Genomic DNA, 16259 nt, shown 5'->3' on the forward strand with positions numbered 1-16259 from the left:
CATCGGTGACCAGCACCAACATGGCCGAGGCCGGGTCCGCCGAGTCGTCTGGAGCGGCGCCGGCAAAGTCTGTGGACGACCAGCTGATCCAGGAGCTGGTGAGCCGGGTTCAGGCCGAGGGCCCTCAGCTGACCGGTTCGGCCCGGTCGGGACAGCCGTCCCCCCGGCCGGGAAGGCGGCTTCGGGCCGAGGATCGTCGAGCAGCGGCAGAAACGTGACCGGCGCCGACGAGACGGCCGTCTCGCTCACTGTGCAGGGCCTGACCGACGGTGAGGTCCAGGCTCGCCCGGCGGGGGCCATGGCGCCGACGTGTCCCACCAGACGGTCCCCGCGGTCACCGACAAGGTCCTGGACGGCATGGCCGAGTGGCAGAACCGGCCGCTCGACGCCGGGCGGTTGCCAGCAGCGGTGTCGAGCGGTTTCGACCCGCCATCCGCCGCCGGTCGCCATCACCTTCGGTCACAGACCAGTCGGCGGACGAAGCACACGGCGAGAGGATGGCCGACGTAGGGACCGTAGCCCTCGGTGCGGGCGTAGCCCTCGCGCTCGTAGAACCTGACGGCATCGGGCTGAAGTGAAGCACACCCGTCGACAGGTGCAGCGCCTTGCAGCCGAGGCGGGACGCGTGGTCCTCCAGCGTGCGCAGGACGCCCGTCGCGACACCCGTGCCGCGGAGTTCGGGGACGACGTACATGCGCTTGGTCTCGGCCGTGTCCTCGGACAGCCGTCGCAGCGCGCCGCACCCCGTCGCGTTGCCCTCGGCGTCCCGGGCGACGAGGAACACGTCGGTGTCCCGCGCCGTGGGCTTGTCGGTCTCCTGGTCGGGTATGCCGTAGCGCGCGGCCAGTTCCGCCTCCATGGCGGCGCGCAGGCGCACGCCGTCGGCGCCGTCCCACGGCTCCTCGGAAACGGCCGGCATCGCGGCACTCCGTTCCTCGCTCATGACGTCCGCATGATCCAACCAGCCGGGCGGCCCCACCGGGAATGCCGATCCGACAGGGCTCTCGTACCGAGCGGGCATGACCGCGCGCGGTCCGTCCTCGGCCGCCCGCTCACCCGTCGCTCGAGTCCCGATGGTCCCGCATGTACCGCACGAACCGCCGGGCGTGCGCGTTCGCCGAACGCGCCGGGGCAGCAACTTCCAGTCGGCTCGGGGAGAGCCCCTCCACCGGCCTGATCCGTGTGCCCGGCAACGCGTCGGGCAGGGTGGAGCCGTGGGCGAAGGCGATGGCCGAGCCGGACCGCGAGTCGGGCTGAGGAACGCTGCCGCCGGCAGCGGAACGGCTGGTCCGCCTTCTCGCGATCCACGGACCGCTGATCGCGGACAGCGCCCTTCGGGCCGGACACCCCCGGCGTCTCCGTCAGGGGCCGGTGTCGAGTCGGACGTGCTCGATGTCCTCGTCCAGGAAGGCGGCCAGGTCCCGCGCCTCCGCGAGGACGGCTTCCTGCTCCGGGGCGGTCAGGGACCGGAGGGGACTGATGCGGAGCCGGTGGTCGCGCACCGTCCAGGTGGCGGTGACGCGTCCGTCGACGAGGACGGTGCGGTGGCCTGCCACGGACAGGCCGAGGTGGGGAGCGTCGATGATGCGGCTGCGGTCGTGGTAGCCGAGGATGGCGTTGTCGAAGGCCGGGAGGAACCGGACGGGGGCCGGGGTGTCGGGGTGGGGGCGGGGTGCGTCGGGCAGATCGAGCAGTTCGCGGCCGCGTTCGTCGCGGAAGACGACGAGTTCCTCCCGGCATGCCTTGACAGCGGCGGGGAGGCCGGCGAGGCCGCACCAGGCGCGCAGGTCCGCACCGGCGGCGGGCCCGTGGGCGGCGAGGTAGCGGCGCAGCAGTTGCTGCCCGGTGGGATCGCCGTCCCCGGTGGGCAGGGGGTCGATGTCCCGTCCCAGCCAGGTGGCCAGCGGCAGGTTGCGCACGCCTGCCTTCCGCTGCCACAGGCCGCGGGGCGGGAGTTGGACCATGGGGATGAGGGCTGCGACGAGCAGTTCGCCCAGGGCGCGGCGTGACGGGCCGGGCCAGCGGTCCTCGACGGCTTGTACGAGTTCGCGCATGGTGCGGGGCTGCTGGTCGGCCATCACCGCGCGGCCGGCGGTGGCGACCTCGTCCATGTCGACGCCGGCCAGTTCGTCTCGGTAGGTGCCCAGTACGCGTTGCCGGAGCATGGTGTCGTGGCGTGCCCGCCAGGCGAGCGCGTCACCCGCGGTGACGAGGTGGACGGTGCGGCGCATCAGGTGGGTGCGCACCACCGTGCGGCCGGTCAGCGCGTCGTCCAGTCGTCCGGGTTCGAAGCCGGCCAGGCGGGACCACAGGCCGATGAAGGGTTCCTGGGGCTCTTGCGCCTGCAGGCCGCACAGGTGGGCCACCGCCTCGGGCACGGAGGCGTGGGTGCGCGTGAGCAGGTGCTGGCGGGCGAGGGTGGCGCGGTTGAGGGCGCGGTTGTCGAGGAGGGTCATGGTGTGCTCAGACTGTGGCTCGGTCGTGGGGCGGGCGTCGCCGGTCGGTCCCGGTTTCCGCATCCGCACGGTGGCACGTTTCCTTTTCGTCGCCGCACGTGTCCGGGATCCGCGCCGTCCGGGCCGCCGCGCGTGTTGCCGAGGCGGCCCGGACGGCGCGGATCGTGTCCGGCCGGTTCAGCCGTTGTACGGAGCGGCGACGTCCAGGACCCAGGTGACGCCGAAGCGGTCGGTGAGCATGCCGTACAGCGGCGCCCACTGCGCGGGCTCCAGCGGACGCACGACGGTCGAGCCCTCGGCGAGCTTGCCCCACAGGGCGCTGATCTCCTCGGCGTCGTCACCGCGCACGGAGACGAAGAACGGGTTCTCGCCCTGGTCCCAGGGCAGTTGCGAGGGCACGTCGTAGGCCATGACGTGGAAGCCGTTGTCGCCGGACACCTCGCCCCACATCACCCAGTCCGCCTCGCTGTCGTCCCGCACGGCGCCCGCGTCCTTGTAGGTGACCGCGACGGTGCGTCCGCCGAAGACGGACCGGTAGAAGTCCAGCGCCTCGCGTGCGGCGCCCCGGAAGTTCAGATGAGTGGTGGTCGTGACGGACATGGCCTGCTCCTTGCCTCGAGGTGAGAAACACGTCGCCGCCCCGTCCAGTCCGGGTGGCGACTGCCGCGACCAGGGGCGATGCCTCCTGAGCGGCTTGTACGCCACCTTGGCAGGAGTACCGGACAGGGTGTGTCCTCTACTGCGGGGATCATGGATCTCATGCAGAAGACGTCATCCCGGTTGCTCGCGCTGCTCTCGCTGCTCCAGACCCACCGTGACTGGTCCGGCGAGGATCTCGCCGCGCGTCTGGAGGTCACCTCGCGCACCGTGCGCCGTGACATCGACCGGCTGCGCGGCCTCGGCTACCCGATCACCACCGTCAAGGGACCGGACGGCGGCTACCGGCTGGAGGCCGGCGCCCGCATGCCGCCCCTGCTGTTCGACGACGACCAGGCCGTCGCCCTGGCCGTCGCGCTGCAGACCGCGGCCACCGGCACCGCCGTCGCCGAAGACGCCGCCCGGGCCCTGGCCACCCTTCGCCAGGTCATGCCACCCCGTCTGCGCCACCGCATCGACCTGTTGCGCGTCACCGCCGTCCGACCGCCCGCGGCCGGCGACGGCCCCGAGGTGGACCCTCAGGTCCTGATGGAGCTCAGCCGCGTCATCCACGCCCGCCAGGAACTGCGCCTCGATTACACCCCGGACCCGAGCACCTCAGCCGGCGTCCCCCGCCGTGTACAGCCCCACCACCTGGTCACCTGGCGTCATCGCTGGTACCTCGTGGCCTTCGACCTCGGCCGTGAGGACTGGCGCACCTTCCGCGTCGACCGCATCCGGCCCCGCACACCCGCCGGTCCCCGCTTCACCCCACGCGAACTCCCCGGCGGCGACGTCTCCACGTTCATCACCAGCCGCTTCCGCGGCAACGACGGCACCACCACCGACTGGCCCTGCCGAGGCGAAGCCGTCCTCCATCTCCCGGCCGCCGACGTCGCCCCCTTCGCCCAGGACGCAGTCGTCGAGGAACTCGGTCCCCAGCGCTGCCGGCTCACCCTCGGTTCCTGGTCCTGGACCGCACTCGCCACCACCCTCGGCCACTTCGACACCGACATCGACGTCATCGGCCCGCCGCAGCTCACCGCGGCATTCGCAGACCTCGCCGCCCGCTACGCCCGCGCCGCGGAACCGCGGACCGGCCCACCGCTGTGAGAACACCCTCCGCAATCGCCACCCACGCCCCGTGCGGGTGGCGCGTGGCCGTCGCGCGGGAGGCACGGGCCTCCGGAGCGCGCCGCATCGGCGCCCGCCCCTGCCCCGAACCCGCGGGGGGGATCAGCCCGCGCCCCGAAGCCCGGCTGCCCCGAAGCCCGGCTGCCCCGGCTGCCTGAAGGTCGTCCTGCGACGTACACCCATATGGCCTGCCGTGATGGCGAAGCACACCGAGTCCGGTGAGGGTAGGGGCGGGATCGTCGCCCACCCCCACCAGATCCACCAACCTCCCGCGAAGGAGCTCACCATGTCCGAACGCAATACCGTCATCCGCAGTCTGCACGATCTCGGTCTGGCCGCCTGGTTCGGTGGCTCACTGATGGGGGCGGTCGGCCTCAACGGTGCGGCCGAGAGCGAGGGCAGCACGGAAACGGCCCGGGACCGGATCTCTTCAGCGGGCTGGGCGAAGTGGACGCCGGTCAACGCCGCCGCGATCGGCGCGCACCTGTTCGGCGGCGGCGGGCTGCTCGCCGTGAACGCGCACCGGGTCGCCACCCAGCAGGGTGTGGCCGCCTCCACCACGGCCAAGACCGTCGTCACCGCCGCGGCGCTGGCCGCCACCGCCTACGCCCGCGTCCTGGGCAAGAAGGTCGAGCTGGCCTCCTCCACCGACCCCGATGACGCCGAGAAGGCGGCCAAGCACCCGATCGACCTGGAAAAGGCGCGGCGGCAGCTGCACATGGCGCAGTGGGCGGTGCCGGCCCTGACCGGATGCCTGGTGGTGCTCAACGCCCTGCACGGCGAACAGCAGCGCCCGACCGAGCAGATCCCCGGCATGTGGGAGCGGGCCCGCTCCGCGACCCACCTGATGGCGTGACGCCTCGCGAGGCGGATGGGAAGTGATCAGCAGCTACGGCGCCTGCACCTGATGGACGCCCAGCGGCTGTCGTGACATGTCTGCCACGGCCGAGGGCACTCGAGGTGAGCCATGGCGGACCGGGCGACCGGGGCCTGCCTTCGAGCCTGAACAGGGAGTTGCCATGTCCACACATGCACGTGCCACCCGTACTGCCCGAACCCCGGTACAGCAGGCCGCCCTGGCCGTGGGCGCGGTCTTCCTCCTGGTCGGAGTCCTCGGCTTCATCCCGGGCATCACCACGAACTACGACACCATGGAGTTCGCCGCGCACCACTCCGAGGCCAAGCTGCTGGGCATCTTCCAGGTGTCCATCCTGCACAACCTGGTGCACCTGGCCTTCGGCGTCGCCGGACTGGCGCTGGCACGCACCGCTGCCAAAGCGCGGCTGTACCTCCTGGCCGGCGGCGCCGTCTACCTGGTCCTGTGGCTGTACGGGCTGATCATCGACCACGACAGCGCCGCGAACTTCGTCCCGCTCAACACCGCCGACAACTGGCTCCACCTCGTGCTCGGCCTGGGAATGATCGCGCTGGGCACCCTGCTCACCCGCAGGTCCGCCCCGACACGGACCGCCGGCTGACCGGTGCAGGCACCTGATCACACCCGTGCGAGCCAGTTCGGTCACCGGTACCGGCCGCCGGCACGGGCGCGGCGGCGGCAGTGGCCGCTCGGCGTCCCGCGGATGCGCCGGGTGAGTGGGCCAGGGTGTCCGATCACTTCAGGCTTCGCCGCCCCCGCCGGGTGCGGTATGTGATGTCGCTCCACGAAGCACGTGTCCCCGGAGGGCCTGGACGCCGTCACGGTCCTCCAGACCCTCCTTGAGATCCGCCGCACGGGTGAGCGGCTGCCCTGGACCGGGCAGCCGCTCACCCGTTCTCGTCGTCCGGCTTGCTTCCCCGCACCGGCCCCGGTCGCCCGGCCGACGACACGGTTCCGGGGCCCGGCCGGGCCGGGCGGGCGCCTCCTCCATGCGGTACACGGGGTGGAGGGTGTCGGCGGCGACCATGCGGGCCGTCAGCGATTCCGCCGACAGGTCGCCCCGCTTCCCGTCGTGCCGCCGCCGGGCACGGACCGGCACGATCACGCAATCGCGAGCCCGGCGCCACGCTGGAACAGATCGCCGCCGGCTTCGGCATCCACCCGATCACGCTGTCGAAGTGGCTGCGCCGTGCCGACACCGACGAGGGCGCCGGGCCCGCGACAGCGCCGGGTGAGCCGGCCGGGCTGCGCGAGGCCCGCAAGCGCATCCGGCTGCTGGAGCAGGAGAACGAGGTGGTGCGGAGGACTGCGGCGTATCCGCCGCAGGCGGACCTGCCGCCAGAACGACGTACCCGCTCGTCCGCGAGCCGGCCGCCGCTGCCCCTCGCCGGGTGCCGGTGGCTGGCCTCACCGGTCGCCCGGAAGACGCCCGACGAAGACACCCGGTGAAGGCTCAGTAGTAGACCGCGATCCTGCCCCGGGGGCCTTCGGTGACCTCGACGGGGGTGTCGAAGACGTCCGTGAGGATGTCGTCGCGCATGATCTCCTCCGGGCTGCCGACGTGGCGCACCGTCCCGTTCTTGACCGCGCAGATGCGGTCGGCGTAGTGGGCGGCGAAGTTGATGTCGTGCAACACGATCACGATCGTGCGCCCGAGTTCGGTGGCCGCGCGGCGCAGGTGCCGCATCATCTGCACGGAGTGCCGCATGTCGAGGTTGTTGAGGGGCTCGTCCAGCAGCAGGTAGTCGGTGTCCTGCGCGAGCACCATCGCGACGTAGGCGCGCTGCCGCTGGCCGCCGGACAGTTCGTCGAGGTAGCGGCCCTCGAGCTCCCGCAGTCCCAGGAAGTCGATGGAACGGCTGACGACTTCCTCGTCCTGGGGGGTGAGCCGCCCCCGGGAGTGGGGGAAGCGTCCGAATCCGACGAGCTGGCGCACGGTGAGACGGGTGACGAAGTGGTTCTCCTGGCGCAGGATCGAGACGATCCTGGCGAGGTCCTTCGAGTCCGTGGCGGCGATGTCGTAGCCGGCGATCTCGATCGACCCCGAGTCGATGCCCAGGAGCCGGCCGATCATGGTCAGCAGTGTCGACTTGCCGGCGCCGTTGGGGCCGACGAGGGCGGTGAGCCCGCCGGCGGGGAGGGTGAGGTCGACGGGCCCGATCGCGACGTCGTCGGTGTAGCGCTTGACGACCTGCGTGAGGGTGATCACAACCGTCCCTTTCTCAGGAGGTGGACGAGGAAGAACGTGCCGCCGACGATCTCGATGATGACGCCGACCGAGCCGGCCGCGTAGAAGACGTTCTTCAGGACGAAGTAGGCGCCGCCCAGGACGACGATGCCGGTGAGCCAGGCGACGGGGAACACGTAGCGGTGGTCGTGGGTGTCGGCGAGCTGGTAGGCGAGCATCGCGACGAGGAACCCGAAGAACGTCATCGGGCCGGTGAGCGAGGTGGAGACGGCCGTCAGCACCGAGATGAGCAGCAGCACGGCGATCGTCTCGCGCCGGTGGTTCACGCCGAGGTTGAGGGAGGCCTCGCGGCCCAGTGCGAGGACGTTCAGGCGGCGGCTCCCGGCCCACAGCGTCCCGCCGGCGACCGCGGCGAGCGGGACCGAGACGGCGAGGTGACTCGCGTCGGCGTTGGCGACGCTGCCGATCAGACGGGCGGTGAGCACGTCGAACTCGGTGGGGGTCAGCATCCGCTGCATGAAGGTCGACAGCGCCCCGAGACCGCCGCCGAGGACGATCCCGATCAGGAGCATGAGCTGGAGGTTTCCGTACCTGCCCGACAGCAGCCATCCGTAGAGCAGGGCGGCGAAGCCGACCATGAGGACGACCTGCAGGACGAACTGCCACACGCCCTGCACGAGGGTGGCGCCGGCGACGCCGAGGAAGAACACCGCGCCGGTCTGGACCACCCGGTAGAGGGACTCGAACCCCATGATCGAGGGGGTGATGATGCGGTTGTTCGTGACGGTCTGGAACGCGACCGTGGCCAGCGCCTGGCAGAACGCGACGAGGACGACGACGACGACGTTCGTCGCCCTCAGCTCGGCGATGCGCCAGAAACCGGCGCTGCCGAAGGGCATCGGGTTGTCCCAGGCGAGGTTGCCGAGGACGACGAGCACGCTGAGGACGGCCAGTGCGGTCAGGACGACCAGGTAGCGGCGGCGTGCCCGCGCGGTGGGCAGGGCGCCGGAGCGGCGGACCGGGCGGGGGGCGGCTGGGGCGGCTGGGGCGGAAGTCATCTCAGGCACGGCGGTGCCGCCTCAGCAGGAGGGAGATGAACACGACCGAGCCGAAGATCGCCAGGATCAGGGCGACCGGCACCTCGAAGGGCATGACGACGACGCGGCCGATGATGTCGCAGACGGTGACCGTCGCGATGCCCGTCAGGCACACCCAGGGCAGGTTCGACCGGAGGTCGTCGCCGCGGAACAGGGAGACGATGTTGGGCACGATGAGTCCGAGGAAGGGCAGGTTGCCGACGACGACGGTGACGATGCCGGTGGCGGCGGCGATGAGTCCGGTGCCCAGCAGCACGATCCTGTTGTGGTTCAGGCCGACGTTGGTGGCGATGTCCTGGCCGAGACCCGCCAGGGTGAAACGGTCGGCGGCGACGAAGACCGCCACGACGACGATCGCGACCGCCCACAGCGGTTCGTACTGGCCGCGCAGCACCGAGGTGAACGAGCCGAGGAACCACACGCCCATGCTCTGCAGCATGTCCGTGGAGAGCGCGATGTAGGAGGAGACGGCGCCGACGACGGCGCCGAGCATCATGCCCACGACGGGGACGATGACCGAGGAGCGCAGCGTCACCCGGCGCAGGAACAGGAAGAAGATCATCGTTCCGGCGAAGGCGGCGGCCACCGCGGCGCACATCTTCACCAGCAGGGGCGCCTCGGGGGCCAGGATCATGACCAGGAGCAGTCCGAGTCCGGCCCACTCCGTCGTGCCGGTGGTGGTCGGCTCCACGAAGCGGTTCTGCGTGAGCTGCTGCATCACCAGGCCCGACATCGCCATCGCGGCTCCCGCGAGCACGAGCGCGATGGTCCTGGGAACGCGGGTGATGGTGAACATCTCGGCTCCGTCCCGCGCCCCGAAGATGTCGTAGACACCGACGAAGAGGGACAGGACGACGAGCCCCGTGGTGACGGCGAGGCCGATCAGCAGCGGCCAGGTGAACAGGCGGGCCCGGGGTGCGCGCGCGGGGGCGGGCCCGGCGGCGCCGTGGGACGGACGCCCGACTGTGGGGGCGCCGGTGGGTGGGTGGGACATTGCCGGTGTGCTCTCGGTCGAGGACGGGTGGTCCGCGCGGCGCCGGTGGTGTCACCCCGCCGCGACGGGCCCGCGGGCCGGGCCGGTGCTCCCGGCCGGCCCGCGGGCTCGACAGGTCGTGCCCGAACGGTCAGGCGCTCGCCTCGAGCTTGTCGGCGAGGTCGTCGAAGAAGGCGGTGTAGGTCTGGATGCCCTCGTTCACGTAGGTGAGCTGCGGGAAGTACACGATGTTGTCGTTCTTGACGGCGGGAACGTTCCGCAGCGCCTCGGAGTCCTTCAGCAGTTCGTTCGACGGGACGTAGGTCTCGGACGTGTCCGCGCTGACGGCCGCGTCGCGGTCGAGCACGATCATCAGGTCGGGCTTCGCCGCGGCGATCGCTTCGACGGAGATGTCGTCACCCTGGTGGTCGGTGGAGCCCTCGGCCTCGATCGCGGGCGTCAGCCCGAGGATGTCGAAGACCGGGCCGACCGTACGGCCGGCGCCCGGCGCCGCGTAGTTGATCTCGCCGCCCGACGTGACCACGCCGATCACGCCGTCCTCCGGGTCGTAGGCCTTCTTGGCCCGCGCGATCGCGGCGTCGAAGTCCTCGACCAGCTTCTGCGCCTCCTTCTCGTGCCCGAAGATCTTCCCCAGGCCCTTCACCTGCCGCTTCAGCTCCTCGTCGAAGGGCTTCCCCTCCCGCGGGTCCAGCTCGACGACCGTCGCGTCGGGGGCGAGCTTCTTGATGTCCTCGCGGTACGAGGCGAAGCGCTGCCCGTTGATGACCAGGTCGGGCTCGACCGCGACCATCGCCTCGAGGTCGGGTTCGTTGTGCGTCCCGAGGTTCACGATCGACTCGTCGGTCTTGTAGGGGTTGTCCTTCGCGATCAGGTCGACCGGCGCGGCGGCCAGCTTCACGCCCCACTCGGACAGGGTCTGGAACGTGCGGTTGTCGGTCGCCACGACGCTCCTCGCCGGCAGCCGGACCTTCTGCGTCCCGTGGTTGTCCTCGATCTCGACCGACGTCGCGGCGTCCTTCTTCGCGACGGCGTCGGCCGAGCCCTTCCCGCCGGATTCACCGCCCGCGCATCCGGCGAGACCGAAGGTCAGAGCGGTCGATGCCGCGGTGGCGGCGAGGAGGTGGCGGCGGCGCGTAAGCATGCTCTGTCGGCTCCATTGCAACGGGCGGCGTCGGTGCACGGCACCGACGGGCAGGATCGACGTGGGCATTCCGGCACGGAAGAGCCGCACGCCGAGGTAAACGTAGGCTTACCTTACCTACATCGTGATCCAAGCGGTACCCGAGGTTCCGTTTATGGCCGGCACGGGGCGAACGCGGTGGATCCGAAGGCGGAGTCGCCCGAAACGCCGGTGACCGGCGGGGGCCGTGCGGTGCGGGACGGCCGGCGGCCGACGGCCGGCGCCTCCAGGACGCCCGGCGGAACGGCGGCACGACGACGAGCGCGCCGACGAACACGGCCGTGAGGGCCGTACCGCCCCCGGCCTTGGTCGCCGGCCCGCCGTGCGGTGCCGCAAAGGGCCCCGCTCGCTCCGCCGGAGCCCGCACGGTCCGGACGCGGCGGCTCGAGCAGAAGCCGGTGATGTGTCCGTCGCTGTGGTGTTCGGCCGCTCTCCGTCGGTGTGTCAGGAAGAACGAGAGGGCGGGGCAGGGCCTGTTCGGACATCGGCTTCCTCTCCCTGCGGGGCCGAGGGCCGGCCCTCGGCCCCGCGGCGTCCGGCACGCCGAGTCCACCTGGACGGGGCCTCCCCCGCTCCGGGTGTCCTACGCGGCGCCGTCGAGGACTTGGCGCAGGCGGAGCGCGAACTCGTCCGGCTTCCCCGGATGCCCGGACTCCCCGCCGCAGAAGCCGCCGTGATGGCTCGGGAACACGACCGCCTTCTGCCCGAGGAGTTCGGCGGCCGCGACGGAGGTGCGTGCCGTCAGCAGGTTCTCGGACTCCTCACCCACCGCGATCACCACGCGGGTCGGCGCGGCGGTGATCGCGTCGGCGTCCGGCCGGTAGCCGCTGACCGCCCACGACCGGTCGGACAGCAGCGGGTCGTCGCGTGACCCGTCGTCCTCCGTGGGCATCCCGAACGCGGCGGGATCGGCCGCGGGCTGTGCGAAGTACGCGTCGGTGAACTCGCCCGCCCACGAGGTCATGGCCACGAACGCGGCCATCCCGGCCCCCCACCCCCGCTTCTCGTACGCCTCCCGGACCCCGGCCCGCGCCCGCACGGCCGCGGGACCGTCCGGTGTCAGGGTGATGAGCGGCGGCTCGTGCGCCACCAGCGTGGTTATGTCCGAGGGGTACTTCTCGACCACCGCGAGCGCGGTGACCGCTCCGCCGCTGCTGGCGAACATCTCGACGGGCCCGGCCCCGAGCGCCCCGATGACGGCGTGCACGTCGTCGGCCTGGGTCCGCGGTGTGTGGTCGGTTCGTCCGTCCTTGCGGACACTGCGACCGAGGCCGCGCGGGTCGTAGGTGACCACGGTCCGCTCGGGGAAGCGCGCGGCGAGCGCGGCGAAGCCGGAAGCGTCCATGGGCTGCCCGATCATCATCAAGGGCGGTCGTCCGTCACTGGTCGGCAACGGCCCCCGCACGTCGTAGACGAGGTCCGCGCCGGCTGTCTTAAGCGTGTGAGTTCTCATACCCCTTCAGACCGGTCCCGCCGCGGAAACTCATCGGTGCGGCCCGCGTCAGGCGGCGTCGTCGGCGGTGTGACGCCCGGCTCCTCCGCGCCTTCGCCCAGGCCGTCGCCGTCGCCGCAGTCGTGGATCACCTCGGGCAGGGCGTTCGCGGGGACGAGGACCGGCAGCGGCGGAGCGCCGCCGTACCAGGGACCGCGGACGGGCCGGCGGGTCGCGGCGCCGTCCCGGATCTCGCTGTGACCGACGGGTCTCGCGCCCGTTGCCCCGTCTCCTCCGCCGTCGCCGGCGGTCCCGGCGGCGTCGGCCTCGTTCCTGCGCCACCGACGACACCGGAACCGGCCTCGGCGACGTCTGCGGCCGGGACGACGGTGACGTCGCCGACGGTGGCGGGCTGGCCGTGGACGGCGGTCACCGGAGCACGGCCCCCGAACGGCCGGGCGTTCCGGCAGCCTCACGCAGATGCGCGCGGCCGGCAGGCCGAAGTCCGGCGCGGGACCGGGTGCGCCGTCGCGCTCGCCGTCGGTCATGACGTGGCTCCGGGTGGAGCAGTTCGGCGGTGCCGAGCGTGTGGGCGGCGAGGCCTGCAGGGCGTCGGCATCGCCGTCTTCCGGGGCGAGGGACGCACCTGACGGCACTTCATGCGCCCGCCCCGCGGGGCGCCACGGACGGTCGCGGTGAGCGACGGTCGGGCCGGCGAGGTGGAGGCGCCCGCGGAACCGGACGGCGCCGCAGGCCCGTTCGCTCCGGTGTGCACGGCGCGCTGGGCCTGCCCCCGCTCACTCAATAAATACTCCGTGCGCCCTTTCTGGTGCGAAGGGCGACGGAAATGATGAGCGCACCACACAGGAACCAGGCGATCCGCGGCCCCCGGGCATCCACCGGGCGGGCCCGCGGCGAAGGAGGCCAGGTGTTGCTTCTCATCTCCCCGGACGGTGTCGAGGAAGCACTCGACTGCGCCAAGGCGGCGGAGCACCTCGACATCGTCGACGTCAAGAAGCCCGACGAGGGCTCTCTCGGCGCGAACTTCCCCTGGGTCATCAGGGAGATACGCGAAGCGGTCCCGGCGGACAAGCCGGTGTCCGCGACCGTGGGAGATGTCCCCTACAAGCCCGGCACGGTGGCCCAGGCCGCGCTCGGCGCGGTCGTCTCCGGAGCCACGTACATCAAGGTCGGTCTCTACGGATGCACAACCCCTGACCAGGGCATCGACGTCATGCGCGCCGTCGTCCGGGCGGTGAAGGAGCACAACCCGGACGCACTCGTCGTCGCCTCGGGCTATGCCGACGCCCACCGGATCGGCTGCGTCAATCCGCTCGCGGTGCCCGACATCGCGGCCCGCTCCGGTGCCGACGCGGCCATGCTGGACACCGCCGTGAAGGACGGGACGCGGTTGTTCGACCATGTTCCGCCGGACGTCTGCGCCGAGTTCGTCCGGCTGGCCCACGCGTCCGGCCGGCTCGCGGCCCTCGCGGGCAGTGTCCGTCAGGACGACCTCGGCGAGCTGACCCGCATCGGTACGGACATCGTGGGCGTGCGGGGCGCGGTCTGCGAGGGCGGTGACCGCAACGCCGGGAGGATCCAGCCGCACCTGGTGGCCGCCTTCCGGGCGGAGATGGACCGGTACGACCGGGAGCGCACCGCCGGCCTTCCCGCAGCGCGCTGAACGCCGCCATGCCGACCACCGAGCCCGAACGCGTGCCCGACACCGGGGCAGCCCGCTTCGCGGTCGTCGACCCGGCCACCGGGGAAGCGTTCGACGAGGCCCCCGATCAGCAGCCGGACGAGCTGGACGCCGTGATCGGCCGGGCGCACCGGGCCTGGAGCGTCTGGCGGGCCGACCCCGCCGCGCGCACCACCGCGTTGCGCGCGGCGGCCGACGCGGTGGAGGCGGCCGGCGAGGGCCTCGCCCGGTCGCTCACCCGGGAACAGGGCAAGCCCCTGGCCGAGTCGTACGCGGAGGTCGCCCGTACGGCGGCCCGCCTGCGCTACTTCGCGGACCTCGCCCCCCGGACCCGGCCGATCGACGACGGCCGGCCGGTGCGCAGCGAGATCCGGTGGCGGTCGCTCGGGCCCGTCGCCGCGATCGTGCCGTGGAACTTCCCTCTGCAGCTCGCGGCGGCGAAGTTCGCGCCCGCTCTGGCGGCCGGCAACACCGTCGTCCTCAAACCCTCTCCGTTCACCCCGCTGGCCACCCGGATGCTGGGGTCCGTCCTCGCCGCCGTCCTGCCCGAGGACGTCCTGACCGTCGTCACCGGCCGTGAACCCCTCGGTGCCCGTCTCGTGTCCCATCCGGGCATCCGCCACGTCACCTTCACCGGATCGGTGTCCACCGGGCGGGCGGTCGCCCGGGCGGCGGCGGCCTCGCTCGCCCGGGTGACGCTGGAGCTGGGCGGCAACGACGCGGCCGTCCTGCTCGACGACGTCGACGTGGAGCGGATCGCCGACCGGCTGTTCTGGGCGGCGTTCCGCAACTGCGGACAGGTCTGCATGGCGGTCAAACGCCTCTACGTCCCCGCCCGGCTGCACGCCGACGTCGTCGAGGCCCTCGCCCAGCGGGCGAAGACCGTCGCCGTCGGCCCCGGCCTGGACCCCGCGACCGAGCTGGGCCCGGTCAACAACGCCCCGCAGCTGGCCCGCGTCGAGCAGCTCACACGGCGGGCCCTGGCGGACGGCGCGCGGGCCGCGGCGGGCGGCCGCCGACAGGACGGACCGGGCTACTTCTTCGCTCCCACCGTCCTCGTCGACGTGCCGCCCGACAGCCCGGTGGTGACCGGGGAACAGTTCGGACCGGTGCTGCCGGTGCTGCCGTACCGGAGCCTGGACGAAGCCGTCGACGCGGCCAACGGCACCGGCTTCGGGCTGGGCGGCTCCGTGTGGGGCACCGACCTCGACCGCGCCGAGGCGGTGGCCGAGCGGCTCGACTGCGGCACCGCCTGGGTCAACCACCACGCGGAGCTGTCCCTGGCCCAGCCTTTCGCAGGCGTCAAGGACAGCGGCGTCGGTGTCGCGGGCGGGCCGTGGGGGCTGTACGGCAACCTCCAGCCGTTCGTCGTCCACCGCCCGCTGGAGGCGTGACCCATGAGGTTCCAGGCAGCCGTGCTCCGCTCGTACGACGCCCCGTTCACGGTGGAGGAGGTGGTTCTGCGGACGGAGCCGGCCGCCGGCGAGGTCCTGGTCGAGATCGCGGGCACCGGGATGTGCCGGACCGATCTCGCGGTCCGGCGATCGGCCGGTCGGAGCCCGGTGCCCGCCGTCCTCGGCCACGAGGGCGCCGGGGTCGTGGTCCGCACGGGAGGCGGCCCGGACACCGGGATCGGCGTCGGTGACCACGTCGTGCTCAGCTTCGACTCCTGCGGACACTGCCCGACCTGCCGCGGTGCGGCCCCCGCCTACTGCGACTCCTTCGCCTCCCTCAACCTCTTCGGGGGACGCGAGGAGGAGCCGCCCCGGCTCGCCGACGCGTCCGGCGACGCGTTGGCACCCCGGTGGTTCGGGCAGTCCTCGTTCGCCGAGTACGCCCTCGTCTCCGCTCGCAACGCCGTACGGGTCGATCCCGCACTGCCGCTCGAACTGCTCGGTCCCCTCGGCTGCGGCTCCCTCACCGGCGCCGGAGCCGTGCTGAACACCTTCGGCGCGGGACCCGGCGACACCCTCGTCGTCCTCGGCGCGGGTGCCGTCGGCCTGACCGCGGTGATGGCGGCGACCGCCGCGGGCGCACCGACCGTGGCCGTCGACCGGCATCCCGAGAGGCTCGCCGCGGCCGAGCGGTTCGGCGCGATGCCGCTGCCCGCCGCCTCACCCGACCTGCCCGAGCGGATCCGGCGGCTGACCGACGGCGGCGCCCGCTACGCGCTGGACACCACCGCCTCGCTCCCGCTCATCAACCAGGCGCTCCACGCACTGCGCCCCACCGGCACCCTCGGCCTGGTGGCGCGCCTCCACAGCCCGCTCACCCTCGAACCGGGCACCCTCGACCGCGGCCGCAGCGTGCGCCACATCTGCGAAGGGGACGCCGTACCCGCGCTGTTGATCCCCCGGCTGATCGGACTGTGGCGGGCCGGACGCTTCCCTTTCGACCAGTTGATCCGCACCTATCCCCTGTCCGGCATCAACGAGGCCGAACGCGACTGCGACGCGGGCCGTACGGTCAAACCCGTCCTGCTCCCGGACAGGGCGAGCCGATGACCGCGGCCCGCGGCGCCGGGCGCCCACTCACCCCGTCCCTTGACATCCGGCAGTTCCCA

General features: G+C 72.4%; 14 protein-coding genes. 6 read left to right on the forward strand and 8 right to left on the reverse strand.

All coding sequences use genetic code 11. The features are described 5' to 3' along the window. Positions 1 to 334 precede the first annotated feature (334 nt). From C1708_RS01300 to C1708_RS01310, 3 genes are all read right to left on the reverse strand, one after another. Positions 335 to 1021 (reverse strand): GNAT family N-acetyltransferase, encoded by a 687-nt coding sequence (locus C1708_RS01300; RefSeq protein ID WP_241911133.1) that lies wholly within the window; start codon positions 1019 to 1021, stop codon positions 335 to 337. 340 nt (positions 1022 to 1361) lie between these two features. After that, entirely contained in the window at positions 1362 to 2456 is a 1095-nt protein-coding gene (locus C1708_RS01305; protein ID WP_106416092.1) for a winged helix DNA-binding domain-containing protein, read from the reverse strand. 177 nt (positions 2457 to 2633) lie between these two features. Beyond that, positions 2634 to 3056, reverse strand: a complete 423-nt coding sequence (locus tag C1708_RS01310; RefSeq protein WP_106410886.1) for a VOC family protein — start codon at positions 3054 to 3056, stop codon at positions 2634 to 2636. Positions 3057 to 3215: 159 nt separating this feature from the next. On the opposite strand from C1708_RS01310, the gene C1708_RS01315 reads away from it, so the two are divergent. The 3 genes from C1708_RS01315 (at position 3216) to C1708_RS01325 (ending at position 5704) form a co-directional block, all read left to right on the forward strand. Beyond that, on the forward strand, positions 3216 to 4205 hold the full coding sequence (locus tag C1708_RS01315; RefSeq protein WP_106416093.1) for a helix-turn-helix transcriptional regulator: 990 nt from the start codon (positions 3216 to 3218) through the stop codon (positions 4203 to 4205). 307 nt (positions 4206 to 4512) lie between these two features. Beyond that, the gene (locus C1708_RS01320; protein WP_106416094.1) at positions 4513 to 5082 is read left to right on the forward strand and encodes a hypothetical protein; all 570 of its coding nucleotides are present in this window, start codon (positions 4513 to 4515) and stop codon (positions 5080 to 5082) included. Positions 5083 to 5245: 163 nt separating this feature from the next. Then, positions 5246 to 5704 (forward strand): DUF4383 domain-containing protein, encoded by a 459-nt coding sequence (locus C1708_RS01325; protein ID WP_106410887.1) that lies wholly within the window; start codon positions 5246 to 5248, stop codon positions 5702 to 5704. An 852-nt stretch (positions 5705 to 6556) separates the two neighbouring features. Here the strand turns inward: C1708_RS01325 and C1708_RS01330 are convergent. The 5 genes from C1708_RS01330 to C1708_RS01350 form a co-directional block, all read right to left on the reverse strand. Further along, complete coding sequence (locus tag C1708_RS01330) at positions 6557 to 7312, reverse strand: iron ABC transporter ATP-binding protein (protein ID WP_106410888.1); 756 nt, start codon at positions 7310 to 7312, stop codon at positions 6557 to 6559. Further along, positions 7309 to 8349, reverse strand: coding sequence for an iron chelate uptake ABC transporter family permease subunit (locus C1708_RS01335; RefSeq protein ID WP_106410889.1), 1041 nt, complete (start codon positions 8347 to 8349; stop codon positions 7309 to 7311). Before C1708_RS01335 ends, C1708_RS01330 begins: the two co-directional genes overlap by 4 nt. 1 nt (position 8350) lies before the next feature. Further along, complete coding sequence (locus tag C1708_RS01340; RefSeq protein ID WP_106410890.1) at positions 8351 to 9382, reverse strand: ABC transporter permease; 1032 nt, start codon at positions 9380 to 9382, stop codon at positions 8351 to 8353. A gap of 130 nt (positions 9383 to 9512) precedes the next feature. Next, positions 9513 to 10523, reverse strand: coding sequence for a siderophore ABC transporter substrate-binding protein (locus C1708_RS01345; RefSeq protein ID WP_106410891.1), 1011 nt, complete (start codon positions 10521 to 10523; stop codon positions 9513 to 9515). A 622-nt stretch (positions 10524 to 11145) separates the two neighbouring features. After that, on the reverse strand, positions 11146 to 12015 hold the full coding sequence (locus C1708_RS01350) for an alpha/beta fold hydrolase (RefSeq protein ID WP_106410892.1): 870 nt from the start codon (positions 12013 to 12015) through the stop codon (positions 11146 to 11148). 907 nt (positions 12016 to 12922) lie between these two features. Between C1708_RS01350 and C1708_RS01360 the strand changes: the two genes are divergently transcribed. From C1708_RS01360 to C1708_RS01370, 3 genes are read left to right on the forward strand one after another with little or no spacing between them, the layout of a single operon-like run. Beyond that, complete coding sequence (locus C1708_RS01360) at positions 12923 to 13678, forward strand: (5-formylfuran-3-yl)methyl phosphate synthase (protein ID WP_106410893.1); 756 nt, start codon at positions 12923 to 12925, stop codon at positions 13676 to 13678. A gap of 8 nt (positions 13679 to 13686) precedes the next feature. Then, the gene (locus tag C1708_RS01365; RefSeq protein WP_106410894.1) at positions 13687 to 15090 is read left to right on the forward strand and encodes an aldehyde dehydrogenase family protein; all 1404 of its coding nucleotides are present in this window, start codon (positions 13687 to 13689) and stop codon (positions 15088 to 15090) included. Positions 15091 to 15093: 3 nt separating this feature from the next. Next, positions 15094 to 16200 (forward strand): NAD(P)-dependent alcohol dehydrogenase, encoded by a 1107-nt coding sequence (locus C1708_RS01370; protein ID WP_106410895.1) that lies wholly within the window; start codon positions 15094 to 15096, stop codon positions 16198 to 16200. The last annotated feature ends 59 nt before the right edge of the window (positions 16201 to 16259 follow it).

It is taken from the genome of Streptomyces sp. DH-12, assembly GCF_002899455.1.
Lineage (GTDB): Bacteria > Actinomycetota > Actinomycetes > Streptomycetales > Streptomycetaceae > Streptomyces.